The 25,546-nt window shown below is 41.7% G+C and carries 26 protein-coding genes, 1 tRNA gene, 1 rRNA gene and 1 riboswitch; of the genes, 24 read left to right on the top strand and 4 right to left on the bottom strand.

Annotated elements, in window-relative coordinates:
• From NST57_RS15270 to NST57_RS15185, 18 genes are all read left to right on the top strand, one after another.
• Positions 1-4,029 (top strand): transglycosylase SLT domain-containing protein, encoded by a 4,029-nt coding sequence (locus NST57_RS15270; RefSeq protein WP_445818823.1) that lies wholly within the window; start codon positions 1-3, stop codon positions 4,027-4,029.
• Positions 4,022-4,690: a LysM peptidoglycan-binding domain-containing protein gene (locus NST57_RS15265; RefSeq protein WP_341298797.1), complete on the top strand. Its 669-nt coding sequence runs from the start codon at positions 4,022-4,024 to the stop codon at positions 4,688-4,690. The genes NST57_RS15270 and NST57_RS15265 overlap by 8 nt, the downstream gene beginning before the upstream one ends.
• Before the next feature lie 11 nt (positions 4,691-4,701).
• Entirely contained in the window at positions 4,702-5,712 is a 1,011-nt protein-coding gene (locus NST57_RS15260; RefSeq protein WP_341298796.1) for an XkdQ/YqbQ family protein, read from the top strand.
• Positions 5,709-5,975 carry a DUF2577 family protein gene (locus NST57_RS15255; protein ID WP_039169977.1) on the top strand — a complete coding sequence of 89 codons (267 nt, stop codon included), beginning with the start codon at positions 5,709-5,711 and terminating at the stop codon, positions 5,973-5,975. Before NST57_RS15260 ends, NST57_RS15255 begins: the two co-directional genes overlap by 4 nt.
• 14 nt (positions 5,976-5,989) lie before the next feature.
• Complete coding sequence (locus NST57_RS15250) at positions 5,990-6,412, top strand: DUF2634 domain-containing protein (RefSeq protein ID WP_024719684.1); 423 nt, start codon at positions 5,990-5,992, stop codon at positions 6,410-6,412.
• Positions 6,405-7,451 carry a baseplate J/gp47 family protein gene (locus NST57_RS15245; RefSeq protein ID WP_341298795.1) on the top strand — a complete coding sequence of 349 codons (1,047 nt, stop codon included), beginning with the start codon at positions 6,405-6,407 and terminating at the stop codon, positions 7,449-7,451. The genes NST57_RS15250 and NST57_RS15245 overlap by 8 nt, the downstream gene beginning before the upstream one ends.
• Complete coding sequence (locus NST57_RS15240; protein ID WP_142155840.1) at positions 7,438-8,361, top strand: putative phage tail protein; 924 nt, start codon at positions 7,438-7,440, stop codon at positions 8,359-8,361. The genes NST57_RS15245 and NST57_RS15240 overlap by 14 nt, the downstream gene beginning before the upstream one ends.
• Before the next feature lie 11 nt (positions 8,362-8,372).
• On the top strand, positions 8,373-8,756 hold the full coding sequence (locus NST57_RS15235) for a phage tail-collar fiber domain-containing protein (RefSeq protein WP_017359000.1): 384 nt from the start codon (positions 8,373-8,375) through the stop codon (positions 8,754-8,756).
• A gap of 14 nt (positions 8,757-8,770) precedes the next feature.
• A complete protein-coding gene (locus NST57_RS15230) occupies positions 8,771-9,913 on the top strand; it encodes a hypothetical protein (protein WP_341298794.1) in 1,143 nt (380 codons plus the stop codon).
• 11 nt (positions 9,914-9,924) lie between these two features.
• Entirely contained in the window at positions 9,925-10,227 is a 303-nt protein-coding gene (locus NST57_RS15225) for a hypothetical protein (protein ID WP_341298793.1), read from the top strand.
• 49 nt (positions 10,228-10,276) lie between these two features.
• On the top strand, positions 10,277-11,671 hold the full coding sequence (locus NST57_RS15220) for a hypothetical protein (RefSeq protein ID WP_341298792.1): 1,395 nt from the start codon (positions 10,277-10,279) through the stop codon (positions 11,669-11,671).
• A 13-nt stretch (positions 11,672-11,684) separates the two neighbouring features.
• A complete protein-coding gene (locus NST57_RS15215; protein WP_341298791.1) occupies positions 11,685-12,005 on the top strand; it encodes a hypothetical protein in 321 nt (106 codons plus the stop codon).
• On the top strand, positions 12,002-12,145 hold the full coding sequence (locus NST57_RS15210; protein ID WP_187424748.1) for an XkdX family protein: 144 nt from the start codon (positions 12,002-12,004) through the stop codon (positions 12,143-12,145). Before NST57_RS15215 ends, NST57_RS15210 begins: the two co-directional genes overlap by 4 nt.
• A gap of 89 nt (positions 12,146-12,234) precedes the next feature.
• Positions 12,235-13,320, top strand: a complete 1,086-nt coding sequence (locus NST57_RS15205) for a pyocin knob domain-containing protein (protein ID WP_341298790.1) — start codon at positions 12,235-12,237, stop codon at positions 13,318-13,320.
• A gap of 103 nt (positions 13,321-13,423) precedes the next feature.
• On the top strand, positions 13,424-13,636 hold the full coding sequence (locus NST57_RS15200) for a BhlA/UviB family holin-like peptide (RefSeq protein ID WP_017367922.1): 213 nt from the start codon (positions 13,424-13,426) through the stop codon (positions 13,634-13,636).
• 12 nt (positions 13,637-13,648) lie between these two features.
• Positions 13,649-13,912 (top strand): phage holin, encoded by a 264-nt coding sequence (locus tag NST57_RS15195; protein ID WP_142155834.1) that lies wholly within the window; start codon positions 13,649-13,651, stop codon positions 13,910-13,912.
• 19 nt (positions 13,913-13,931) lie between these two features.
• A complete protein-coding gene (locus NST57_RS15190; protein ID WP_341298789.1) occupies positions 13,932-14,750 on the top strand; it encodes a peptidoglycan recognition protein family protein in 819 nt (272 codons plus the stop codon).
• A 102-nt stretch (positions 14,751-14,852) separates the two neighbouring features.
• Entirely contained in the window at positions 14,853-15,299 is a 447-nt protein-coding gene (locus NST57_RS15185; RefSeq protein ID WP_060781334.1) for a hypothetical protein, read from the top strand.
• A 59-nt stretch (positions 15,300-15,358) separates the two neighbouring features.
• Here the strand turns inward: NST57_RS15185 and NST57_RS15180 are convergent.
• Positions 15,359-15,431, bottom strand: a tRNA-Ala gene (locus NST57_RS15180).
• Between the two features lie 72 nt (positions 15,432-15,503).
• Positions 15,504-16,061 carry a choline uptake/conversion transcriptional regulator CudC gene (gene cudC / locus NST57_RS15175; protein ID WP_341298788.1) on the bottom strand — a complete coding sequence of 186 codons (558 nt, stop codon included), beginning with the start codon at positions 16,059-16,061 and terminating at the stop codon, positions 15,504-15,506.
• A 206-nt stretch (positions 16,062-16,267) separates the two neighbouring features.
• On the opposite strand from cudC, the gene betB reads away from it, so the two are divergent.
• Positions 16,268-17,737, top strand: coding sequence for a betaine-aldehyde dehydrogenase (gene betB, locus NST57_RS15170; protein ID WP_341298787.1), 1,470 nt, complete (start codon positions 16,268-16,270; stop codon positions 17,735-17,737).
• A 27-nt stretch (positions 17,738-17,764) separates the two neighbouring features.
• Entirely contained in the window at positions 17,765-18,973 is a 1,209-nt protein-coding gene (locus NST57_RS15165) for an iron-containing alcohol dehydrogenase (protein ID WP_007500606.1), read from the top strand.
• Positions 18,974-19,013: 40 nt separating this feature from the next.
• Here the strand turns inward: NST57_RS15165 and NST57_RS15160 are convergent, their stop codons facing one another.
• Positions 19,014-19,493 carry a DinB family protein gene (locus NST57_RS15160; protein WP_019743389.1) on the bottom strand — a complete coding sequence of 160 codons (480 nt, stop codon included), beginning with the start codon at positions 19,491-19,493 and terminating at the stop codon, positions 19,014-19,016.
• A 205-nt stretch (positions 19,494-19,698) separates the two neighbouring features.
• Between NST57_RS15160 and NST57_RS15155 the strand changes: the two genes are divergently transcribed.
• From NST57_RS15155 to NST57_RS15145, 3 genes are all read left to right on the top strand, one after another.
• The gene (locus NST57_RS15155; protein WP_017367919.1) at positions 19,699-20,229 is read left to right on the top strand and encodes a hypothetical protein; all 531 of its coding nucleotides are present in this window, start codon (positions 19,699-19,701) and stop codon (positions 20,227-20,229) included.
• Positions 20,230-20,240: 11 nt separating this feature from the next.
• Positions 20,241-21,788, top strand: coding sequence for a flotillin family protein (locus NST57_RS15150; protein WP_142155829.1), 1,548 nt, complete (start codon positions 20,241-20,243; stop codon positions 21,786-21,788).
• A gap of 190 nt (positions 21,789-21,978) precedes the next feature.
• Complete coding sequence (locus tag NST57_RS15145; RefSeq protein ID WP_341298786.1) at positions 21,979-22,533, top strand: GNAT family N-acetyltransferase; 555 nt, start codon at positions 21,979-21,981, stop codon at positions 22,531-22,533.
• A gap of 240 nt (positions 22,534-22,773) precedes the next feature.
• Here the strand turns inward: NST57_RS15145 and thiT are convergent, their stop codons facing one another.
• Positions 22,774-23,349 (bottom strand): energy-coupled thiamine transporter ThiT, encoded by a 576-nt coding sequence (gene thiT, locus NST57_RS15140; protein WP_142155826.1) that lies wholly within the window; start codon positions 23,347-23,349, stop codon positions 22,774-22,776.
• A gap of 97 nt (positions 23,350-23,446) precedes the next feature.
• Positions 23,447-23,549, bottom strand: a riboswitch (TPP riboswitch).
• A gap of 436 nt (positions 23,550-23,985) precedes the next feature.
• Between thiT and NST57_RS15135 the strand changes: the two genes are divergently transcribed.
• Positions 23,986-25,534, top strand: a 16S ribosomal RNA gene (locus tag NST57_RS15135).
• Positions 25,535-25,546: the final 12 nt, after the last annotated feature.

Here is a 25,546-nt window from a genome sequence, read left to right as displayed (position 1 = left end):
CTGGCGAAGCTCACTGCACGATTTGAATTAGAAGACAAAGTATCAAAGAAGCTGTTGCGCATTCAAAAACGATTTCAAACGTTTGAGAAGCAGCTCAAACCATTTAGAAAACCGGTGAAAATAAGCCTGGAAATGGATGAAAAGAAGCTAAGGAACCTCAATTTATCGATGAGAAGGTTTTCTGTATTATCCATGAAGCTAGATCAAGGAATCTATCGTGATCTCAAATCATTAACAAACCAGCTGAACATGATACCGAAACAGATGGTCATATCGATTCAAGCAAAAGGACTAGATGTCATTAAATCCAGTATAGATCGCTTGAAACAATCACAAGCAAGTCCAATCCTGCTGACGTTCAAACTGAATGATCAGTTGTCAGGAAAAATGTCATCGATCAAAAAATCAATCCTTCAGCTCATGAACAGAACGTACTATATGAGATTAAACATGGTTGACCAAGCCACCGCTGCCATTCAACGAATCAAAAAGACACTCAAAAGCTTGACAATGGCTAAACATGAGATCAGAGTGTCTGTTCAAGACAATGCAAAGAGTAAGTTGAAAAAACGAGATCAGGCAGAGTCAGTTGTGAAAGAACAAAACATAAAAAAAGAACCTGAGGCTGTTAGTCCGTCGGTTAAAACGGATGAACCTAAACAGGGTTGGCTCCAGAGCCTTGCTAATAAAGGATTAAGTGAAATTGAAAAATATGCAGGTGATGTTGCAGACAAGGTGAAAGAAAAATTAAGTCCTAGAAAGTTTTGGGACGAAAAGGCACTTCCTTGGGTTGAAAATAAAATGGAAGAGTACAAGCAAGATGTAATTGGAAGAATAAAAGAGAAGATTAAATTTAATCCTGAAAAAAAACTAGATGAATTGGTGAAAACTGGATTAGATCGACTCTTAGGTGCAAGTGATCAATCAAGTGAAAATAACAGTACCACTCCGGCGCCAACAACAGCGCCAACAACAGCGCCGACAACAGCGCCGACAACAGCGCCAACAACAGCACCAACATCCACACCATCAAATTCAGCTCCCAATAAGAAATCTAAGCCGCGAGGTGGTAAAGGTTTGTTTCGCAATAGTTGTTGTCCCTGTTGTGCAAGAGGTTTAAGCAGGGGAGGATCTACTAAAACCAAAAATAGAAATGGTCAATCATCAAGACAACCTAGAAATCCAAATGCCACAACAAGAACCGAAATGAATAGAAGACCTCCAAGTAAATTAGGGGATGCGTTGAAAAATATCGGTAAAGGGAGCGGCAAATTATTAAAGAAAGTACCTATTCTAGGCAGTGTACTTAGTGCAACAAATCTAATTGGTATGAAAAAAGAGAATGCTGGTGAAAAGATCGGTGCGACTGGAGGCGGCATCGCCGGAGGGATGGCAGGTGCAGCAGCAGGTGCAGCTATTGGAAGTGTAGTACCAGGAGTAGGCACAGCCATCGGCGGCCTAGTAGGCGGCATCGCTGGCAGTATGGGCGGAGAATCTATCGGTGAAACAATTGGAAAATGGTTTGATGGTGGCGGATTTGAAAAGATTGGTCAAAAAGCCATTGAAATCAAAGATCAAATTGTTGAAGTGTGGTCTACAGTCGCAGACTGGTTTATCCAAAATGTGTGGACACCATTAAGCAGCACGGTTGGCACGGTAGCAACCACGATTTGGACAAGTCTAGTCAATGCCTGGACATGGATACAAGAAACATTCAGTGCAGTAGCAGGCTGGTTTATCGAAAACGTCTGGACACCACTAAGTGGTACAGTCGTTACAGTAGCAACCACGATCTGGACAAGTCTAGTCAATGCCTGGACATGGATACAAGAAACATTCAGTGCAGTAGCAGGCTGGTTTATCGAAAACGTCTGGACACCGCTAAGCGACACAGTCGTTACAGTAGCAACCACGATCTGGTCAAGTCTAGTCAATGCCTGGACGTGGATACAAGAAACATTCAGTGCAGTAGCAGGCTGGTTTATTGAGAATGTGTGGACACCGCTAAGCAGCACAGTTGTTACAGTCGCTACTGGGATTTGGACAGCATTATCAAATGCGTGGAAAACCATTCAATCAATTTTTGGAGCAGTATCCTCTTGGTTTATGAACAATGTATGGAACCCTCTTGTAGAAACAGTTGGAACCATTAAAGATAGCATTGGGAAGAAGTTTGAAGAAGCGTATAAAGTGGTGACAGATATATGGAATGGATTATCCAAATGGTTTAAAGATAATATTCAGACACCGATCGTAAAAGTGGCTGGTGCCATAAGTGATGGTTTTTCTAAAGCATTTAACTGGGTTAAAAAGATTTTTGACAAAGCGGGCGATGGCATTAATTTTGTAGTAAAACATTTATTTGGAGATCCTGATAAAAAAGCCACAGGCGGCTATATCACCCAGCCTACCTTATCATGGATTGGTGAAGCAGGTAACGAATTTGTCATTCCAACTCAAAATAACCGGGGACGTGGGAAGATGCTGCTTGCACAAGCTGCTTCTCATCTTGGAATGTCTGTTGTGCCAAGCAGCAGCGGAGCAGCAAGTCCAGTTTCTAGTTCTCCAGCTCCAATAACGCCAAATGCTCCAGCAGCTCCAACTGCTTCTGCCGGTTCAATTGGTGGAACGGTTTCAATGAATGGAAACATCCAATCTGCCAGCATAGGTGAGCAATTTAATCATGATTTTGAACAAGGGCTGAATCAAAAGGTGGTTTCACTTGATCAATGGAAGCAAAAAAACATTCAGCAGCCATTTAATCAAATGACATCAGATTCAGGAAAGTACGGACAACAAACGGTATCGGCATTTGCTACTGGCCAGCAAATGACACCAACAGGAACAGACAGCTTTTTGCAAAGTCGTGTAAAAGCACCATACCAACAAGTGATGACAGTATCACCAACTTGGGGTTCTGGAACTGTTAGTGGCTTTGCGACAGGTCAAAATGCTACATCAATTGGCACAAGCCAATACGTAGATCAACACGTCAAACAACCATTCCTGCAAGCCAAACAAGAATCACCAGGATGGGGTTCAGGAATGATCGATGCCTTCAATAGCGGCATGCGTTCAAAAGCAAGTGAAGTCACACAAGCTGCCAAAGAAATGGCGAAGAAAGTGGAACAGGCGTTTAGAGAAGAACTAGACATTCATTCTCCTTCACGTGTCATGATGAGTCTAGGGAAATTCGCATCGATTGGTGTCGTCAAAGGGCTCGATTCAGTTGATGTGAAAAAGTTTGCTGAAAATCAAGCGGGTTCATTAATCGGAGCGTTCAGCGGTATGGGTGCTTCAGGTCTTAGTGTTCAGCAATGGCTCATGGCAGCTCTGATGGCGACTGGCACATCGATGAGCTGGCTTCCAGGTCTTATGACAATCGCTCAGCACGAATCAAATGGTAACCCGAAAGCCATCAACTTGTGGGATTCCAACGCCAAGAAGGGAACGCCTTCTAAAGGGTTAATGCAAACCATTGGACCGACCTTCCATTCCAATAAAGGCAAGGGCATGAATGATATTTGGAACCCAATTCATAATGCCGTAGCAGCCATTAACTACATTAAGGGCAGATATGGAACAGTCTTCAATACACCGGGATTACGGAGTATGAGAAGAGGCGGTCCTTATAAAGGCTACGCCAATGGCGGATTGATTACTCAGGAGCAGGTAGCTAGAGTCGGTGAAGGAAACAAACGCGAGTGGATTATTCCAGAAGAAAGAGGCATTCGCGGGAGATATTTATTGACGCAGGCAGCCAAGGCACTTGGGATGCAAGTCTATGATCCATCAAATGCATCTGCTCCTTTACCAGAATCACAGATGCAGCAAGTCACCTCAGCACAGTCAGCTGGGAATACAACAACGTCAGGCAACAAACAAATCACCATCCAGTTCAATGGTGATCAGCATTTCCATAATGGACAGGATCAGCAATCGCTTGTCCAAAAAATTAGACAAATGCTTGTAGACGAACTGGAAGTAGAGCTTCAGACAGGAACGAAAGGGGTCGTGATCGATGGGTAAATCAGTGTATCAATTGTGGATTTCCCAAGGCAAGGAGAAGTTGCGATTCCCTGTGCTTCCATCCGAACTTGAGATCACAAATAACGTACAAAATGAAACGGTGAAGGTCTCCTCTTTTGGAGAACTGACTTTTATTGATGTACCATCGGCTAAACAAGTATCATTCACCTCATTATTTCCTAAGAAATATTCGCCAATTGCTGAATATAAAAGCATTCCATCACCAGAGAATGCAATAGCGAAAATTGAACGAATGATGCGTTCAAAGAAGTCTGTGCGACTGATTGTGACAGGGACTAAAATCAATATGACGTGCAGCATTGAGAGTTTCACACACAAGGAAGGGTCTTATGACATAGGGGATCGTGAATTTACGATCGAGTTAAAGGAATATAAAACCGCATCGCCTAGGAAAATCAAACGAAAGAAAAAAGCAAAACAAACCAAAAAGAAAAGACCCTCAAAAACACCACCAAAATTGTACACTGTCAAAAAGGGAGATACTCTGTGGGCCATTTCAGGCCGTTTTTATGGCGATAGTGCAAAATGGCGGCGTATTTGGAATGCCAATAAAGCAGCGATGATCAAGCGAAGTAAACGGAATATTAAACAGCCGGGACATTGGATTTTTCCAGGGCAAAAATTGAAAATACCACAATAGGGGGGCTGACATTGATTGAGCTTTTTGCCATCAGAAGCGGCACGATGTATGAGCTTGTCACAGAGAGTGTGACACTTCAGGGGCAAAGGTATCAGGCCCCTCGCTCTATTCAGGCGAATATTATCACAAAGCAAGGCAGTCAAACATATTACCGTGTCTCAGAAGGAGACACGGTTCTTTTTAAATGGAAAGGAAAAGAGCTGTTCAGAGGCATCGTGTTTTCTAGGACGCCTGTTGAAGGAAAGCTGACCTTTACCGCATACGATATGCTCCAATATTTAGTGAAAAACCAAGATGTATATGTTTTTTCAAATCAACGGGCAGATCAAATTTTGAGGCGGATCGGGGCAGACTTTCAAATCCCTATGACATCCATCGCAAATACAGGACATGTCATGAAGTCTCTCGTTTTTAAAAATGACACGAGTTTATATGACATCATTTTAAAAGCATTGAAGGAAACGAAGCGGCAAACCGGTAGAAATTATCAAATTTATTCTGCTAAAGGCAAGATGGGGCTGAGAGCTTGGCCCGATCCAGAGGACGTGTGGGTCATTGAATCAGGCGTCAACCTCATCGGTTATCAGTACAGCACCTCCATTGAAGAGACAGCAACACGTGTGAAGATGCGCACGTCTGTAGACGAACAGGGGAAGAATAAGAAAAAAGGCAGCAAATCAGATATTGTGGTGATCGAACAGGATAAAGCGGGTCAGAGTCAGTACGGCATTTTACAGCATGTGGAGACGGTCACAGGTCAAATCAACCAGCCGCAGCTTCAAAAAAGAGCGAAAGTACGCCTAGCTGAAAAAAAAGGCGTCAAACAAGAAGTGAAAAGCATACAAGCACTCGGAATCCCTGAACTGCAAAGCGGTTTGCCAATCTATTTGAAAATCCCTGAAATCAACGTCAAAAAAACCTACTGGATCGATCAAGACAAGCATGAATTCAATGGAGTGAAGCACACCATGACAATTGACGTCGTTGAGAAAAATTCCATGCCAAAGGGTGATCAAGCATGAGATTAAGTGAAGCAATTAAACGACTTGCTGTCAATGCAGTAGATGCAGCTTCTCCAATTGATCTGGTGATTGGAGAGGTCACAATGGCTTCGCCTCTTCACATCCGATTAAATGAGAACAGTAAGCTGATCATTCCAGAAGAACTGCTCATTTGGCCTAAACGCTTAAATAAGGGTGAGGATGATGAGTTGAAAAAGGGAGACAGCATTATGGTACTTGCAATGGCAGGAGGGCAGTCCTTTTACATCATCGACAAATTGTAAGGGAGGTGATGAATGTGGCACTTTCACCAGAGGAAGAAATCGAGGAAACAGAAGAAGACGAAGAGGTAGAAACCTCGACGACGTATCGCATAGATTTTGAAAATGGTAGGCTGACAAATGAAGCCATTACAGGCATTGAAGCGATCCGTCAATTTATTTATATGACATTGCGAACAGAGCGCTATGCACATCCCATTTACAGTCACGACATTGGTACTGAAATTCAGGAGCTATTGACCGATACAGAAGCAACAGATGAATACAAAGAAATGGAGATTCCAAGATTGCTAGAAGAAGCATTGGTCGTTGATGAGCGGATTGATCATATTGAAGAGATAGAGGTCACGAAGCAAAATGATGCTTTTCAAGTCAAACTAGCCATTGTCACAGATGAAGGCACATTAGAAATAGAGGAGGTGATGGAGGGAGATGTTTGAGGAGCAAACGTATGAGGCGTTGATGGAAAGAATGCTGGACAGGCTGCCAGATGATATAGACAAAAGAGAAAACAGCGTCATTTGGAATGCCTTGGCACCTGCTGCTGCTGAACTCGCTCAGTCGTATATTTGGCTTGATCAAGTGTTTGAGCTTGTCTTTGCTGATACAGCACAGGGGGAATTTTTAGATCGACGAGCAGCAGAAGTGGGGATTGAACGAAAGCCAGCCACCAAAGCGGTCTGGTCCGCAACCATTCAACCAGAGAACGTAAACATTCCAGCAGGATCAAGATTCTTTATTGAAGATGTTTATTTTCAATTTTCAAAGGACGGTACACTAGAATGCGAGACAACAGGTACAGTCGGCAATGGGCAATTAACAGGTCAGCCGCTGCTATCGCTTGATACAATTCCCGGTCTAGAGTCGATGATCATGAAGGAATTGGTGATACCAGGGCAAGAGGAAGAAGATGATGCGTCATTATACGATCGGTATTTAATACGCGCAAGGCGAGAGGCTGTCAGTGCCAACAGAGCACATTACAAAAAGTGGGCCGAGGAAGTGGTTGGTGTCGGCAGAGCGAAAGTGTTCCCGCTATGGAATGGAGAGGGAACGGTCAAAATTGTGATCACAGACGGCAATCTAGATGTAGCATCTGAGCTTCTTGTCAAAAGGGTCCAGGAGTATATCGACCCTGTACCGGGAGAAGGAGAAGGACAAGCTCCTATTGGCTCAAAAGCAACTGTGGAAAGCGCCAAGTGGCTGGATATTGACATAGAAGTGTCCGTCGAACTTCAGATGGACTGGACACTTGAAGGTGCGCAAAAAGAAATAGAAGAAAAGGTCAAAGCACTGTTAAAATCAATCGCATTTGAAAAAAGTACGATTCGAATGTCCGCCTTAAATGATATTTTGTACCATTCAGAGAGTGTGTCCGATTATGCAAACGTCTTATTGAATGGAGAGTCAAAAAACTTAGTATTACAGGACATTGAGATACCACGTCTAAGGCAGGTGAAGGTTATTGAGCAAACTTGATGAAATGAAAAACTACTTGCCGCCTTATTTCACAGAGATTTATGATGTGGATCATTTACTAAAAACGGAGGCGCCAGAGTTTGAACAATTGGACGAATCCGTTTTTGATGTAACGGATCAGTTCTTCCCTTTAACAGCGACGTGGGGATTGAATCGGTGGGAAAGAATGCTCAAGGTGCAGCGAGAGTCAGATGATTCGATTGAGCTGCGCAGGGCGCGATTACTCAATATGATGTCGAACATTCCACCAATTACGTATCTTTCATTAGAGAAATCTGTGAATCGATTTCTTAAAAATCCAAGTGCGATCATCCGTCTTACAGTCAACCGTTATCATTTTGCATTGCGTGTCAACCTAGATGACCTGCAAAACACAAGATATATCGTCGAAATACTCGAAACGTTAAAGCCAGCACATTTGGCGTATACGTTCACCGCCATTCATCATACAGATGTTCATGAAACAAATGATCATCACCAGCGGCTCACACTGCGAAGCAGAGTGGGCTTTTTCGATCATATTCCAATTTTACTCAATGGTGAATTCGTATTAAATGGAACGTTCTATCTCAGCGGGATACGAGGTACTACAGAGGTCCCTGCTCGTTTTCGGCATTCATTAAAGATGAGAATGCCGCTTCAACAAGAGAAAGAGACAGCATATCGTATGAATTATGTCATGACTGGAGCATCGCATGAAACAAAGCAAGCAGCTACGCTGACTTTGCGTGCAAAGAACCAGCTTTCACATCGCGTGAAAAAGAGGATGACATTCCGCTTACCGGTACATGTTCAAAATGAACAAGGCGGCAGTTTACTGATCAAGGAGCATTACTGGATTCTCGATGGATCCGTTCCGCTTGACGGATCAAAAATGCTGGCAGCAACTTCTAAAAAAATAGACCTATAAGGAGGATCACAATGGCTGATCAATTAACCGTAACCACACTATATGCACGTCAACAAATGGCAAAGGCACGAGCAGAAGGAACAAAACTCACAAAAGTCGTCAAAATGGCGTTCGGAAATGGAGGAACAAAGGATGGAAAACCGATCTCTCTTGACGGAACCGAACAAGCACTCAAAAAAGAACTGATTCAAAAAAATATTGACTCGTTTACCTTCATGGAACCGGCAAAAATCCGCTACACCTGCACCATCGCTGAAGGAGAACTAGCAGGCGAAGTCATCAATGAACTAGCCCTTGTCGACGAAGCCGGCAAATTCACCGCCATCCGCACCATGACAGACAAACAAAAAGACGGCGACATCGAATTTGTTTTTGAGATTGATGATATTTATTAATGGAGGGGATTTAAATGGATATAAATAAACCGAAAACGTTTGAAACTAGTGACAAAGCCCATGCTGATTTATTTAATGAAATGGTTCAAACATTGCTTGAAAATGATAATGGGTTATTAGAGCAGCTCCTGAACCACACACAGGATATGAATTTACATGCTTCTGAAACTGAAAAGAAGAAATGGAATGACTCTCAAAACTATAAAATAACTGCAGATAACGGAATGCAGCTTATCAATGTCTCAGATGATTCAAAAATATTTGATGCGATTAAGGATAAAGGAACATGTACATTTTACGCAGCTTCTGGAGTCGAAGATTCTCCATCACCATCAAATATATCACTGAGAGGTATGCAAATAGTAGGTCAAAATGGCATAGGGACAGGCTTTGCGGTAGACATTGCAGGGAATGCTTACAGTTTTTACTATAATTATGGTCACACTACGATTACGTGGACCCCTCTACCAAATATATCGGATTTAAATAAATGGAATGGGAGTCAGCTGATTAAAATTACAAATGACACGGGTGGCGTACGTGTATCTGTGGGAGCGACAGAAAATTTATTAGATAAATTAACTGAAACAGGAAAAACATTTGGTACATTTTATTCACCTGCTGGTGTACAAGACAACCCCTCAGCTTTGGCTTCAAGAGGTTTTTATCATTTTACTTCATCCGACAGTAACAACAAAGGTACGTTTGGTTGGGTCATTGCAATAGACTATAAAAATAACATGTTTACTAACTATCTTGACTTAAATCTAGGTTGGCAAGGTTGGAGGCGTAGTCTTACTGAAGCAGATCAAGAAGTAACGTGGACCACACCTAGAATACTAAACGGATGGAAACTATACAGTACGAGTTCTTTACCGATTCGGTTTAGTAAAAATGCTTTAGGAGAAGTCGAAATTAATGGAGCTGTAAGAGATGGTCCATTAGGGGAAATTCCTGTTTTTGTTTTACCAGAAGGCTACCGTCCAAAGCAGCCTGTCTATTATGTTGGAGTGGCTTCTAGCCTTGGAACATCTGGAACACCACAATATCATAGGACATTGATCACAACTGATGGAAGAGTGTGTGTGCAATTATCTTCTAACACAGCCAATCCAACAGAATTCATTACGTTTTTAATCAAATTTAGTACGTTGTAGGAGGTAATAATATGTGGATTTATAAATATGATGATCAATTTATCTATATACCAGGTGAAGAAAAACTACTCGTAAATGAACATGAAGATATACCTGAAGGTTTTACAGATATACCACCTCCTGTTGAATCATATATTGCAAAATTTGATCCTAAAAAAAATCAATGGGAGGAAACAGCCACGCAAGAGTATATGAATAGCTTTAAAATAAAGCCTTTACCTAATGATCTTGAAATATTGAAGAAGCAAATTGCATTTTTAACAAAACAAATGACACACATATTACGTGACATAGAAGAGTTGAAATTATTATAAAAATTCACGTAGATTTTTGATTCATTATTCATATATAAGGGGGAGGAACATGGCTTTAAAAACACCGCGTTCTTTTGAGATAAATGACAAGGCGCATGCAGATTTATTTAACAATATGGTGAAGATTTTGATTGAAAATGACCAAGAACTGTTGAAGCAATTCAACCTTCATACAGAAGATTCAAATCCTCACATTTCTAGTACAGATAAGAAGAAATGGAATAATTCGCAGCTGTATAAACTGACAAATGATAACGGCTCCCAATTGATCAGTATCCCTGCTGGCGGCAGTATCTATGACGAAATTAAAACTCTAGGTGCCTGTTCATTCTATGCGCCTGGAGGTGTTGGGGTAGTTGATTCTCCTGCTATTGGCAACGCTGCATTAAGGGGATTCCAGCTTGTAGGTCAAAATAATATTGGTGTTGGAATCGCAATTGATACGTTAGGCAACGTTTTCTGTTTTTCCTATTATGTGAAAGACATGGCGATCAATTGGCTGCAAATGCCTACTCAAAATGAAAAAAATAAATGGGACGCAGGACAGTTATCTAAAATCACTGCTGACGATGGGAAAGCGTATGAGAGAATTAATGCAAATGATTCAAGTATATTAGATAGATTAACAACGTTACCTGGTGTACATTCTTGGTATATTCAGGAGGGACATGAAGATTTACCGACATTTAGTTCAATGAGGGCTTTATCTGTTTTCAGTGAAAATATATATGGATGGATACTTGGTGTAAACAATACAGGAGATATTTATGTTAATCGCTCAACAACTGATGTTACAGGCACTAAACAAGAATGGAGTGGGTGGAAACGACTAAACGATCATCATTTATTGAATACCAATGGGACAAGATTATCTATGCGAATGGGCACAGATATATTAACATTACCTTCAGGGTTTTATTTTGCTGTTGGATCTAACGTAGTAAATATGCCTACTGAAAATGATTCAGCTTGGTTTAATATTGACGTTTTAGAAACTGTAAATGGTAGAAAGACCATTCATGTCAGCAGGAGTTATGACAACACTCATTGGTTCGGAACGGTTCATACTGACGGTATTTTTAAAGGGTGGAAAAAAATAGTAACTGATGCTGAATTTGAAAATGTCAAGTGGCTAAATGTCACGCTTGACAATGGTTCCTCTATAGGAGATAGACCAGTCGAATATACTAGATGGGGAAATTTATTATTGTTGAGAGGCCACCTAAAAGCAAATAGAGAAGTTATCTGTGGAAAGATTCCAATTACGGGCTTACTGGGCTTACCAGATAAAGGCCTAGTAGTATCAGTTCCAGTATCAGGTACAACTGGTCATAGTAAACTACTTATATATAAGACAGGAGATCTAAAGCTAACTGGTTTACTATCAGAAAATGACAGTGCTGTAACTGGTTATTATCTAGATACGGTCATCCCATTAAATTAAGGAAGTGATCAAAATGATCCAAGTCTATGAATATAATCATCAAAATGAATTGGTCAGACCAATAGAAGTGTATGAGAGGGATGATGAAGGAAATTATATTATTCCAGAGCACTGTACAACAATTGCACCACCCAATAATCCCTCTTTTTATAAAGCTGCATTTGATGTGGAAAAACAACAATGGTATGAATTAGCGACACAGGAGTATATAGATAGCCTAAAACCAGCCCCTCTCCCGCCAAGTGATATAGAACTTTTAAAGAAACAAAATGCTTTATTGTCAAAACAATTAACACAGCTATTGGCTATGCAGAAAGGGGGAAGATCAGAATGATGTTTCCAACTGTAGCAGATATCAAACAATTCTGGGACTGGCAGTGTTACGGCCCAGAGGACGTTGCATTTTATGTAAGCATTGGCTGGATCTCGGCAAATGACTATAAAGATATAACTGGAGAAATGTACGAAGCCTAATAGATTTATTTTTTTGCCGGTCTCTTTTGCTGAATTCTGTTTCAATCTCATTCAGACAACTTATGCAATTATAGAAAGGAGAGAACACATTGGAGATAAAAACTCCTCGCCCTTTTGAAACGAGTGATAAAGCTCATGCAGATCTATTTAATGATATGTTGGAAACATTGCTTCATAACGACACTGGTATATCAGAACAAATAACTCTTCATATCAATGATCCAAGCCAACACTCTTCAGAAGTAGAAAAAAAGAAATGGAATGAGTCGCAACTGTATAAAATTACAGGTGATAATGGAACACAACTTTTAAATATTTCCGTTGGTTCAAGAATTTTTGATTCAATTAAAGACAAAGGAACATGTACATTCTATGCGCCCAGTGGAATTGAGGATAACCCTTCACAATACGCAATTAGAGGGATACAGACAGTGGGGCAAAATAATATTGGAACAGGTTTCGCAATAGATACATCCGGCAGTGCATATTACTTTTACTATTATCCTAGCCACATATCTATCAATTGGACACAGCTTCCGACAGTAGCTGAACAAGATAAATGGAACAATGGACAGTTGTATAAATTGACTCAAAACAATGGTAGACCTATTTATAAAGGGGTAAGTGAGATCACCGACTATAACGAAATTATAGAAACAGGAATGTATCTCATTTATAATGCTGGCCTTAATGGTCCAAAAGAGATCAAAAGGGCATTTATGATAGTGATAAGTTATGGGAATACCTTGTTACAAACTATATATGATGCAGTCAATGGTCTAAACTCTTTTTATAGAATTAGGAAGACTGACTATACATGGACTGAATGGGAAAAACATCTCACGTCTTCAGATTTAACTGCTGCTTGGTATAATGTAATTCTAAATAGTAATATAAACCAATATTCAGTCAACCCATTGAAATATTCTGTCAGACAAAATATTTTATATTTGAGAGGATCATTTGAAACAGCTTCGGCTAATGAAACAGAAATTGCACGTTTAACGTATAAACCTTCCTCTTTAACCGTTTTCGCTTGTGCGACGGTTGGTTCATACGGATCTGCTAGGATGTCTTTATCTAAAGATGGTAGTTTAAAATTAGATGGATTAATTGCAAATGATCCGTCAAAGGTAACACGTATTGAAATGAATGAAGCAATTCCACTATGGTAGTTACAATAAGAAAGCCACTAAAGCAGAAGACTATCAAAATATAACTGGAGAAATATACAAAGCCTAATGGCTTTATTTTTTTGCGGGAAAGAAGGTGATTCAAATGGAAGTAGATGTCGTTCAAAACTTAATGACACAAGGCCCATTCGCCGTTCTTTTTTGCTGGATTCTGTTTTATGTTCTCAACACTACAAAAGAACGAGAAAACAAACTCAATGAGCAAATCGAGGCGCAAAATGATGTGTTAGCAAAGTTTAGTGAGAAGTATGACGTCGTGATCGACAAGCTCGATAAAATTGAACGGAATTTAAAATAGGAGGAAAACATCATGAAAACATTCGACAAAGGCACTGTGATTCGCACAGTGCTTCTTTTTATTGCGCTTATCAACCAAACGCTTGTCATGTTTGGACAAACAGTGCTGCCGATTAGCGAGGAGCAAGTGCAAACCGTAGGAGAGGCACTATATGTGGCAGGTTCCACAATTTTCACTATGGTCACTGCCGTGATGGCTTGGTTTAAAAATAATTATGTGACCTATAAAGGTCAATTGCAAAAAGATGCCCTGAAACAAAGAGGGTTAACAAAATAATTTTTGAAGGAGAAACAATATGGTAAAGATCATTCAAGCACTCATCCCAAAACAAAATCGCAACAGACCAGGAAATAGGATGAAGCCGCTCTATATTACGGTGCATAATACATCGAACACTGGACGGGGGGCAGATGCGGCGAATCATGCAGCATTTGTTGCTCGGGCTAGTACCGGGGTTAGCTGGCACTACACTGTCGATGATCAGGTCATTTATCAGCATTTACCTTTAAACGAAAATGGCTGGCACGCAGGAGATGGCAGGGGAACCGGCAATATGAAATCAATTGGAATTGAAATTTGTGAAAATGCAGGCGCTAACTTTGAACAGGCTGTTAAAAACGCCCAATGGCTTATTCGGAAACTGATGGGGGATTTAGGAATTCCTTTATCTAACGTGGTGCCGCATAAGCATTGGAGCGGCAAAGAGTGTCCGCGTAAGCTGTTAAATCGGTGGGATGGCTTCAAAGCTGGTATTGCATCAGCATCAAGTCAAATGACAACAGCTAAACCTGTGAAAGAAACATCTATCAAAACCATATCAACGAGATCAACATCTAAAACCAACAAGGTCAAAAAAACATACAGTTTGCCTGCAGGTATTTTAAAAGTGACAAAGCCTCTTACAAAAGGGACAGCTGTAAAAGCCGTACAACAAGCCTTGGCATCGATTTATTTTTATCCTGATAAGGGAGCGATCAACAATGGAATCGATGGGTACTATGGACCCAAGACTGCGAATGCAGTGTCTCGATTTCAAATGATGCATGGGTTAACCCCAGATGGCATATATGGTCCAAAGACCAAAGAAACATTAAGAAAGGTCATAGAAAGTTAACACATATGGAATGAAAAAACCCTTTCCTTTTATAAAAAAGTAAAATAAAACCATTTTTGGTGTTGTTTGTTGTATAATGGTAAAAATGAATGGAGGGGTTGTATGAAGCGAATATTATTAATGATGTCTCTTTGTTTCATTGTCATGTTCCATTTTAATATGGAAAAGGTTGCAGCTAAGACCATTTATCGAGAAGTAGAAGTTGATTTCATCATGACGGAACAGGAAAAATATCTGTGGGTACCAGGAGGTCAAAATAATCCTGAACAATATCCATCTACTCACGGCTACCAATTTTCTATACTAAATGCAGAAGGTTGTACTTTAGAGGTGACACTCTACAGAACATCCTTATCAGGAACGGATTTTCCGTCATCAGTCAAAGAGTATACAGGTAACCAATATGATCTAAGTGCAACAGACCGAATTTTATCAAGTGGTCGCTACATTTATAGACCCCATGGTATTAAACTGACTAAAAAAGAAGGTTGTGGGGATGTTGAAATAAAAGGAGTCTTTGGTTATCAAATTCAAGAACCAGACAAATAAGCTTTTATGAGTAAAATCAAATGAAAAAGCCTATCCATCATTGGATAGGCTTTTGATAATGGAGCATAGCGGGATCGAACCGCTGACCTCTACGCTGCCAGCGTAGCGCTCTCCCAGCTGAGCTAATGCCCCGAAGTATTACGACATAACTTATTATAATCAATCCTCCTGTAAAATTCAAGCTGTAAAACACAAACACCCCGGCTATTTTTCTTTCTGATCAATCGGAATAAAGTCAAAGATTTCTCCCGAATGAACCGAGTGGGCTAATCGTCTAAGCCAGTCATAATAGGCTTTTGAGCTTTCAAGCTGTTCAATGAGCTGTTTCGCTTCCTCTCTTTCATGTTCCTCCGCCTGATCATCACGAGCTACATCTTGAAGGCGCTCTTGCGCTTCTTCAATCGCTGCCAGATTAACCTCGACCTCTCGTTCCCATTTTTGCGGGAAGAAGTTCATGAAAAACTTAAAAAAGTCTTTCTCAGCAACAAAGCTGTGTTTTCTTCGGCCGCGGTGAAAGGTCTTTTTGACAATATTCATGTCTTGCAGTTTTTTTACACCCGTACTCATACTAGGCTTACTCATTTGCAGCTCTTCACGCATTTCATCCAGCGTCATTTCCTCATTTAAATACATCGTCCCATATAGAATACCCGCACTTCTAGTAATGCCATAGAGATCCATTGTTTCAGCGATGGAATCAATGACGAGATCTTTAGCAGCTAAAATGCGTTCTTCTGCTTGTGGCTGTTCCTGCTTTTTCATCTTGTCCCTGCTTTCTATTAAGTGAATTCAATACGTTCAAAAAAATCTTTATGGACTATATGTTAACGAAAGAATGCAAAATGTCAAAATAAAAGAAGCATATCCCCCTTTGACAGAAAAATTTGAACATGTTAAGTTAATTATGTTCAAAACGTTAAATTTTTATTTAACAAACTTACTAAAGAGAATCAGAGGAGGTTCCTTCTATGAGTCAAACACTATTTATCGATGGACAATGGGTTGGCGCTAAGAGTGGCGACACAAGAGATATCATCAATCCATTTAATCAAGAAGTGATCGCGACAGTCAGTGAAGGATCAAGAAATGACGCGCAGTTAGCCATTAAGGCAGCGAGAAAAAGCTTCGATCAAGGTGATTGGGCAAACATGCCTGGACTTGAAAGAGGAAATATTGTGTTTAAAATTGCTGAATTGATTAGGCGAGACCTTGATGAATTAGCCAAATTAGAATCACTTGATACTGGCAAAACATTAGAAGAAAGCAAAGCAGATATGGACGATATTGCGAACGTGTTCCAATATTATGCGGGGCTTGCTGATAAGGATGGCGGGGAAATCATTGCATCGCCTATTCCAAACTCAAAAAGTGAATTAGTCCGAGAACCTGTCGGTGTATGCGGTCAAATCACTCCTTGGAACTATCCATTGCTTCAAGCGAGCTGGAAAATCGCTCCTGCACTTGCAGCTGGAAATACAATCGTACTAAAGCCAAGTGAAATTACACCATTAACCACGATCAAAGTTTTCAAACTTATGGAAGAAGCGGGTGTTCCAGCAGGCGTTGCCAACTTAGTGCTTGGACCTGGAGCAACTGTTGGAGATGAGCTGGCTGTCAATGACCAAGTCGATTTAATTTCATTCACAGGCGGTATTGAAACAGGTAAGAAAATCATGCAGGGAGCCAGTGGGAATGTGAAGAAAATCGCCCTTGAGCTCGGCGGGAAAAACCCGAATATCGTCTTTCAAGATGCTGATTTAGACGTAGCGGTTGACCAGGCAATGAATGCCGTGTTTTTCCATGCAGGGCAAGTGTGTTCAGCAGGTTCACGCTTGTTAGTGGAAGAATCCATTCACGATGAATTTTTAGAAGAACTGGTGAAGCGTACGAAAAAAATCAAGCTAGGCAACGGCTTTGATGAAGGAACCCAGAGCGGACCGCTCATCTCAGCTGAGCATCGAGAAAAAGTAGAAAAATACGTCAGCATCGGTTTAGACGAAGGCGCAACATTAGAGACAGGCGGGAAACGACCAGAAGCAGAGGAGCTTCAAAAAGGGTTCTTCTACTTGCCGACGATTTTCTCAGGCTGTACATCAGAGATGCGAATTGTTCAGGAAGAAGTGTTTGGACCAGTCCTCACTGTCGAATCCTTCCGATCAGAGGAAGAAGTCATCGAGCTGGCAAATGACACGATTTATGGTTTAGCAGGAGCGGTGTGGTCTTCTGATATCGGCAAAGCTGAACGAGTGGCTCGTCAATTAAGATTAGGCACGGTATGGATCAACGACTTCCATCCTTATTTTGCCCAAGCACCGTGGGGTGGATATAAACAATCAGGTCTTGGACGTGAATTAGGACGTACGGGCCTTGAAGAATATACGGAACTAAAACATTTATATCGAAATACAAAACCGGAAGCAGTTCATTGGTTTAAATAAATATCACTTATCTGGAGGAGATTCTATATGACTTTAAATATGAAAATTGAAAGCATGCAAAAATTCCATACGTTTGAAATTCCGACTGTCATCAAGCATGGCATTGGGGCAGTGAAACATGTTGGGGAAGAAGTGAAAGCGTACGGCGTTTCAAAGGTATTGCTTGTAACAGACCCTGGTATTTATCAAGCGGGTGTTGTAGATCCAGTGATTGCTTCATTAAAAGAAGCGCAAATTGATGTGGTTCTATTTAATAAAGTAGAACCAAACCCGCCAGTCCGTTTAGTGAATGAAGGATCTGCGTTATATGAAAAAGAAGGTTGTAATGGTTTAGTCGCAGTAGGTGGCGGAAGCTCAATGGATACAGCGAAGGCTATCGGTGTGGAAGCGACTCATGAAGGATCAGTTCTTGATTACGAAGCGGCTGAGGGGAAAAAACCGCTTGAAAATAGAATCCCTCCGTTAACCACAATTCCGACAACGGCTGGTACAGGTTCAGAGGTCACGCAGTGGGCAGTGATCACTGACGAAGAAAGGGAATTCAAATTCAACACAGGTGGACCACTCATTGCAGCTCATCTAACAGTGATTGACCCTGAGCTTCATGTATCTATGCCGCCGCATGTGACGGCAATGACGGGTATTGATGCGCTTGCGCACGCAATCGAATGCTATACGATGAAATTTGCTCAGCCAATTACAGATGCAGTAGCACTCATGGCCATTGAATATGCTGCTCATTATATTCGCCGTGCCTTTGCTGATGGAGAGGATTTAGAAGCAAGATATGGAATGGCACAAGCTGCGATGCTTGCAGGACTTTCCTATGGAAGTGAATCAGCTGGTGCAGCCCATGCGATGAGTCAAACGCTTGGGGGTATTATTCCTGTCGCACATGGCCAATGTGTAGCGGCAATGATGGGACCTGTCATGGAATATAACTGGAAAGGGTACCCAGAGAAGTTCGCTCGAATTGCGCAAGCATTCGGAATTGATACAAGCAGAATGACAACAGAGGAAGCTGCAAAAGCAGCAGTGAATTGGATGTATGATTTAGTGGAAGACCTAGAAGTTCCTTCATTAGAAGAACAAGGTGTACCAAAAGATATGATCGACCGTTTATCTAAAGAAGCAATGAAAGATCCGCAAACAGTTGGAAATCCAAGAGACCTGAACGAAAAAGCATACAACTGGATTTACGCTCGCTGCTTTGATTTAACACCTAAAACAGTGTAACAATGAAAAAAGGCTCCCAAAAGGGAGTCTTTTTTACATCTTATAGCTGTTCTTTAATTTCTTTAATTTGATGAATATGGCGCTTTTCATGTGCGCCGATAAAATCAAGGTATTGCTTTAATGAAAGTTCTTCAAACACAGGATGTGCAATCACGCGTTTGAAATCTTCCTCTGTAAACGTTGATAAAATTTGATTTAATTTCTCACGAGCTGTATCAAGCTCATCTTTTAAATGTGTAGGTGTCACATGCTTGCGCTCTGGCTCAACAATACTAGGCGCAGTGGCTTTTCTTGAACGATCCTCTGCCATTTCCACCGGCTTTGGCTCATATTCTTTAATCGGTGCTTTTTTCCCCTCGGCAGCTAGATGTTTTGCTGCAACTAGGTCCATCTTCTTTAAATGATCTGCCACCTCTTGAATACTCCAAGTATCATCAGATAATTTTTGATTCAATTGTTCTTCGTTCAAACCTTGCAGCTCTTGCCACAATTCTTGTCTTGCATCATGTAATAAACTCATTTTCATCACCTCAAGATCAAATTTTAACATACTGGTACATGACAATCATTCTTGAGCTATCGTTGAATTCCTTTGAAGAATTGTGAGGAAATTTGAAACCTTTACAAAAGTGGTTCGTATTACCTGTTAGAAGGAATACACTTGGATGTGAGCATGGTCTAAATGAATGAAAGGCTGCTCATTTCATAAAGAAAGGGTGAGGAAGATGGATGTGTTTGGGCTGCCTCTTCAGACGTTGTACTTATACATATTGATGGTATCAGGAATCCTGACGCTTGTTTTCGTCTTTTTTGGCGATGTATTTGATGGGTTGTTTGAAGCGATTCCTGTCCCGTTCCTTCAACCAACATTGATCCTCGCATTTCTTACCTTTTTCTCGGCTGGAGGATTTATCTCTGAAAAAACAGCAATTGTAGGAAGTGGACTTGGCGCAGTATTATCTGCCATTCTCGCAGTGGTTCTCGTTACTTGTTTACATGTATTTGTCTTAGTCCCGCTTTCCTCTGCTGAAGAATCCCTTTCATATACGGAGGCCGACCTAAAAGGAAGAACTGGGGAGATCATTGTATCTGTACCAAAAGATGGGTTTGGAGAAGTGCTGTTAATTAGTAACAGCGGGAAAATCTCAAAGCCTGCCGTCAGTTTCGACGAAGAGGAGATTCCATATGGAACCCGGGTGCTGGTCGTCGAAGTGAACAAAGGCGTGTTATCTGTTATACCAAATGAAGAAATCTAGGAGGGAATGCTATGCCAGGAACAACCATATTAATTATTATTGGAATTGTGCTTGTGATTCTCATTGCACTTATTGGTGTATTTGTTTCGAAATACCGGACAGCTGGTCCAGATGAAGCATTAATCGTCACAGGAAGTTACCTCGGAAGTAAAAATGTCCACGTGGATGAAGGTGGAAACAAGATTAAGATTGTAAGAGGTGGAGGTACCTTTGTACTCCCTGTTTTTCAACAAGCAGAGCCGCTCAGCTTACTATCTAGCAAGCTAGATGTTTCAACGCCTGAAGTCTATACTGAACAAGGTGTACCAGTCATGGCCGATGGAACGGCGATCATTAAAATTGGTGGATCAATTGAAGAAATCGCCACTGCGGCAGAGCAGTTTTTAGGGAAAACAAAAGAAGATCGTGAAAATGAAGCAAGAGAAGTACTAGAAGGACACCTTCGCTCCATTTTAGGGTCAATGACAGTTGAAGAGATTTATAAAAACAGAGAGAAATTTTCTCAAGAAGTACAGCGTGTCGCATCTCAAGATTTAGCGAAAATGGGACTCGTCATTGTGTCGTTCACTATTAAAGATGTTCGTGATAAAAATGGCTATTTAGAATCTCTAGGTAAGCCAAGAATTGCCCAAGTGAAACGAGATGCAGATATTGCAACGGCCGAAGCAGATAAAGAAACACGTATCAAACGTGCTGAAGCAGATAAAGATGCGAAGAAGTCTGAGCTTGAGCGAGCGACCGAAATCGCAGAGGCGGAAAAAATCAATGAATTGAAACGAGCGGAATTTAGACGTGAACAAGATACAGCGAAAGCAAGCGCTGACCAAGCGTACGATTTAGAAACAGCTCGCAACCGCCAACACGTAACGGAACAAGAAATGCAAGTCAAAATCATCGAACGTCAAAAACAAATTGAATTGGAAGAAAAAGAGATTCAGCGTCGTGAACGTCAATATGATTCCGAAGTGAAAAAGAAAGCAGATGCGGACCGTTATGCTGTTGAGCAGTCGGCTGCGGCGGAAAAAGCGAAGCGTCTTGCTGAAGCAGATGCGAAGAAATACAGCATTGAAGCAATGGCAAAAGCAGAAGCAGAGAAAGTTCGGATTGACGGGCTTGCCAAAGCGGAAGCCGATCGTGCAAAAGGGGAAAGCGAAGCAGAAGTCATTAGATTGAAAGGACTTGCGGAAGCAGAAGCGAAAGAGAAAATTGCAGAAGCATTCGAGCAGTATGGTCAAGCGGCGATTCTCGATATGATTGTGAAAATGCTACCTGAATATGCGAAACAAGTATCTGCTCCACTTTCTAACATTGATAAAATTACAGTTGTTGATACAGGCGGTAACGGGGAAGGCAGCGGTGCCAATAAAGTGACCGGCTATGCGACAAACCTTATGTCCAGTCTTCAAGAAAGTCTGAAAGCTTCCTCTGGAATTGATGTCAAAGAAATTATTGAGAATTTCTCTGGCAAAGGCAATGTGAAACAAAGCATCCAAGAACTGACGAATGAAATCAAACAGCCAAGAAAAAAAGAAATCGCTGATCGTCAAATAGAAGAATAAAATCAAAAGACACCTTCTGATAGAGGGTGTCTATTTTACTTGGGGCACATGCCGGTGTCTTTTAATAGAAGAAAGATTGACAAGAATGCCTGCAGACATGTCAACGGATATCCATTAGGGATTGAATTTTATAAAATAGAAACTTATCATATGAAACATAGAGTAGAAAATGGCTAGAAGGAGTGTGCAGATGAAGGTTAGACATGCAGTACATAACGATATTCCTAAAATCGCGCAAATCCATGTGGAGAGCTGGCAAACGACTTATCACGGCATCATTTCACAAGAGTATTTAGATGCTTTAAATGTACAGGAGCGGGAAGAGAGCTGGAGAAGCAGATTGCTTGAAGGCACATTTGTCGCAGAGGATACTGACGGAGTATTTGGTTTTGCTTCCTTCGGAAAACAGCGTGATGAGAGATATTCAACATACGATGGTGAGCTTTATGCCATCTATTTGTTGCAGAGAAAACAGAAATCAGGAGCGGGTATGGCTTTGATTGCAAAAGGTGTGGATTATTTAATAGAGAAAGGCTATCAGAATATGCTGCTCTGGGTATTTGAGCAAAATTCAGCGAAGCAATTTTATCAAAAGCTGCAGCCTAGTTTTGCTGTCACCAGCCAGTTCGAGCTGGCTGGTGAAAAACATGAGGAAACAGGGTATGGATGGGAACTGTCTGTACTAAGTGCTCATGTTCAACAGATTATATCGTCAGCTTCCAGTAATAGTGAGAAAAAAAAGTAAAAAGTGTGGCGAGTAAAATATAAGATATAAAAGGAGAAGCCTCTACTTTTCCTTTCACACCTGCTATTTTTAATGCCTCATAGAAACTTGCCAAAAAATAGGCGAGACTGAGAATGTAACAGCACAGCATAATGGAGTAAGGATTCATTGTCGTACCTCCAGCATGAAATCTTCTACTAGTAATAGATTCAATAGAGCAGCAAATTATGCATAAAAAAATAACCCGCTGAAGCAGCCAGGTTATTTTTGTTGAGGAAAAACCAAACGAGACGCATTAGGGATGAGTAAACAAAGAACAATACTACAAATGATAAATGAAGGAATCATATATGTGCTGTTATAAACTAATGAATACACCCATCCCGGCGTTCCTTTTGGTGCGTAATGAGAAAAGAAAACAACGCCTGAAATAAAGAACGTCAGCAGTCTGAAGAAACTGGCGACAAATACAGCTAGGATAATATAGAAGAATTGTTTCTTTCGCTTTTTATCCTGAATGGCTTTTTTAATTGATCCTGAGAATAGCCCGCTTAAACAAATCACAACAGATGCGACAAAGTAATCGAGAAATCCTTGTACAGGTGTGGCGATAATAGGATTGTTCATCAGCTGCAGTCCTGCGATTAACACACCGATGATAAATCCAGCAGACACGCCCCATCTAATGGACATGAGAATGACAGGAATCATGATCAGTGCAATTGACCCGCCGTTCGGCATTCTTAAAAAGAGACCTGATAAATAATCTAAAACAAGTGCAAGAGAAGTCATGATGGCGATCTCCATCAGTCGTACTAATTGATTTGATTGCTGCATAAAAAAATCCCCTTTTCACGAATTGTGCAAGGAGAGACCATGTCAGGATGAGTATGTGATTCATAGAAAAACATATCGGCTTGAATACAATGCATGTATGCAAGTGATTCCACATTCCTACTTCAGTATTAACTGACAGGTTCAAAGGGTCAGAACAACGAATTGTTCACTCTCAGCACAAAGCTCCCCCTGCGGTTATTTAATTTCAATCTATTATAAATATACTAAAGACCTACAGGATCAACAATAGTGAATTACGGAGTTAAGCCCTTTTTGTACGAATATATAGGAAGAGATCAAGAAAAATAAATTATTTAGAAAAAATACTTGTTTCTTCTTTTAAAAGGTGTTATATTTGTATTCGCCGCTGAAACAGCGCGGTTGAGAAATAACATTCAAGAAAAAAGTTGTTGACTTCATCTTGATAGAATGTTATATTAATAAAGTCGCCTCTGAGCGAAAATGAAGATGATCTTTGAAAACTAAACAAGACAAAACGTACCTGTTAATTCGAGTTTTTATAAAAAAATCCTATGATACTTCATAGGTAGTCAGTCAAACTGGCGAGGCAGGAAATGATCACATGCTAAGTTCGCTACATCGTGTAGCAACGCATGTGTGATATGCATCCTGCATACCTCGGAGAGTTTGATCCTGGCTCAGGACGAACGCTGGCGGCGTGCCTAATACATGCAAGTCGAGCGGACAGAAGGGAGCTTGCTCCTGGATGTTAGCGGCGGACGGGTGAGTAACACGTGGGTAACCTGCCTGTAAGACTGGGATAACTCCGGGAAACCGGAGCTAATACCGGATAGTTCCTTGAACCGCATGGTTCAAGGATGAAAGACGGTTTCGGCTGTCACTTACAGATGGACCCGCGGCGCATTAGCTAGTTGGTGAGGTAACGGCTCACCAAGGCGACGATGCGTAGCCGACCTGAGAGGGTGATCGGCCACACTGGGACTGAGACACGGCCCAGACTCCTACGGGAGGCAGCAGTAGGGAATCTTCCGCAATGGACGAAAGTCTGACGGAGCAACGCCGCGTGAGTGATGAAGGTTTTCGGATCGTAAAGCTCTGTTGTTAGGGAAGAACAAGTGCAAGAGTAACTGCTTGCACCTTGACGGTACCTAACCAGAAAGCCACGGCTAACTACGTGCCAGCAGCCGCGGTAATACGTAGGTGGCAAGCGTTGTCCGGAATTATTGGGCGTAAAGGGCTCGCAGGCGGTTTCTTAAGTCTGATGTGAAAGCCCCCGGCTCAACCGGGGAGGGTCATTGGAAACTGGGAAACTTGAGTGCAGAAGAGGAGAGTGGAATTCCACGTGTAGCGGTGAAATGCGTAGAGATGTGGAGGAACACCAGTGGCGAAGGCGACTCTCTGGTCTGTAACTGACGCTGAGGAGCGAAAGCGTGGGGAGCGAACAGGATTAGATACCCTGGTAGTCCACGCCGTAAACGATGAGTGCTAAGTGTTAGGGGGTTTCCGCCCCTTAGTGCTGCAGCTAACGCATTAAGCACTCCGCCTGGGGAGTACGGTCGCAAGACTGAAACTCAAAGGAATTGACGGGGGCCCGCACAAGCGGTGGAGCATGTGGTTTAATTCGAAGCAACGCGAAGAACCTTACCAGGTCTTGACATCCTCTGACAACCCTAGAGATAGGGCTTTCCCTTCGGGGACAGAGTGACAGGTGGTGCATGGTTGTCGTCAGCTCGTGTCGTGAGATGTTGGGTTAAGTCCCGCAACGAGCGCAACCCTTGATCTTAGTTGCCAGCATTTAGTTGGGCACTCTAAGGTGACTGCCGGTGACAAACCGGAGGAAGGTGGGGATGACGTCAAATCATCATGCCCCTTATGACCTGGGCTACACACGTGCTACAATGGACAGAACAAAGGGCTGCGAGACCGCAAGGTTTAGCCAATCCCACAAATCTGTTCTCAGTTCGGATCGCAGTCTGCAACTCGACTGCGTGAAGCTGGAATCGCTAGTAATCGCGGATCAGCATGCCGCGGTGAATACGTTCCCGGGCCTTGTACACACCGCCCGTCACACCACGAGAGTTTGTAACACCCGAAGTCGGTGAGGTAACCTTTATGGAGCCAGCCGCCGAAGGTGGGACAGATGATTGGGGTGAAGTCGTAACAAGGTAGCCGTATCGGAAGGTGCGGCTGGATCACCTCCTTTCTAAGGATATAT

This window comes from Bacillus sp. FSL M8-0077 (assembly GCF_038050255.1).
GTDB classification, from domain to species: Bacteria; Bacillota; Bacilli; order Bacillales; family Bacillaceae; genus Bacillus; species Bacillus altitudinis.
This window is presented reverse-complemented; position numbering and strand designations above follow the sequence as displayed.

Coding starts and splice junctions, on each gene's coding strand:
- NST57_RS15265 (WP_341298797.1), top strand. CDS start 4,022: ATGGGTAAATCAGTGTATCAATTGTGGATTTCCCAAGGCAAGGAGAAG.
- NST57_RS15255 (WP_039169977.1), top strand. CDS start 5,709: ATGAGATTAAGTGAAGCAATTAAACGACTTGCTGTCAATGCAGTAGAT.
- NST57_RS15245 (WP_341298795.1), top strand. CDS start 6,405: ATGTTTGAGGAGCAAACGTATGAGGCGTTGATGGAAAGAATGCTGGAC.
- NST57_RS15235 (WP_017359000.1), top strand. CDS start 8,373: ATGGCTGATCAATTAACCGTAACCACACTATATGCACGTCAACAAATG.
- NST57_RS15230 (WP_341298794.1), top strand. CDS start 8,771: ATGGATATAAATAAACCGAAAACGTTTGAAACTAGTGACAAAGCCCAT.
- NST57_RS15225 (WP_341298793.1), top strand. CDS start 9,925: ATGTGGATTTATAAATATGATGATCAATTTATCTATATACCAGGTGAA.
- NST57_RS15220 (WP_341298792.1), top strand. CDS start 10,277: ATGGCTTTAAAAACACCGCGTTCTTTTGAGATAAATGACAAGGCGCAT.
- NST57_RS15215 (WP_341298791.1), top strand. CDS start 11,685: ATGATCCAAGTCTATGAATATAATCATCAAAATGAATTGGTCAGACCA.
- NST57_RS15210 (WP_187424748.1), top strand. CDS start 12,002: ATGATGTTTCCAACTGTAGCAGATATCAAACAATTCTGGGACTGGCAG.
- NST57_RS15200 (WP_017367922.1), top strand. CDS start 13,424: ATGGAAGTAGATGTCGTTCAAAACTTAATGACACAAGGCCCATTCGCC.
- NST57_RS15195 (WP_142155834.1), top strand. CDS start 13,649: ATGAAAACATTCGACAAAGGCACTGTGATTCGCACAGTGCTTCTTTTT.
- NST57_RS15190 (WP_341298789.1), top strand. CDS start 13,932: ATGGTAAAGATCATTCAAGCACTCATCCCAAAACAAAATCGCAACAGA.
- NST57_RS15185 (WP_060781334.1), top strand. CDS start 14,853: ATGAAGCGAATATTATTAATGATGTCTCTTTGTTTCATTGTCATGTTC.
- cudC (WP_341298788.1), bottom strand. CDS start 16,061: ATGAAAAAGCAGGAACAGCCACAAGCAGAAGAACGCATTTTAGCTGCT.
- betB (WP_341298787.1), top strand. CDS start 16,268: ATGAGTCAAACACTATTTATCGATGGACAATGGGTTGGCGCTAAGAGT.
- NST57_RS15165 (WP_007500606.1), top strand. CDS start 17,765: ATGACTTTAAATATGAAAATTGAAAGCATGCAAAAATTCCATACGTTT.
- NST57_RS15160 (WP_019743389.1), bottom strand. CDS start 19,493: ATGAGTTTATTACATGATGCAAGACAAGAATTGTGGCAAGAGCTGCAA.
- NST57_RS15155 (WP_017367919.1), top strand. CDS start 19,699: ATGGATGTGTTTGGGCTGCCTCTTCAGACGTTGTACTTATACATATTG.
- NST57_RS15150 (WP_142155829.1), top strand. CDS start 20,241: ATGCCAGGAACAACCATATTAATTATTATTGGAATTGTGCTTGTGATT.
- NST57_RS15145 (WP_341298786.1), top strand. CDS start 21,979: ATGAAGGTTAGACATGCAGTACATAACGATATTCCTAAAATCGCGCAA.
- thiT (WP_142155826.1), bottom strand. CDS start 23,349: ATGCAGCAATCAAATCAATTAGTACGACTGATGGAGATCGCCATCATG.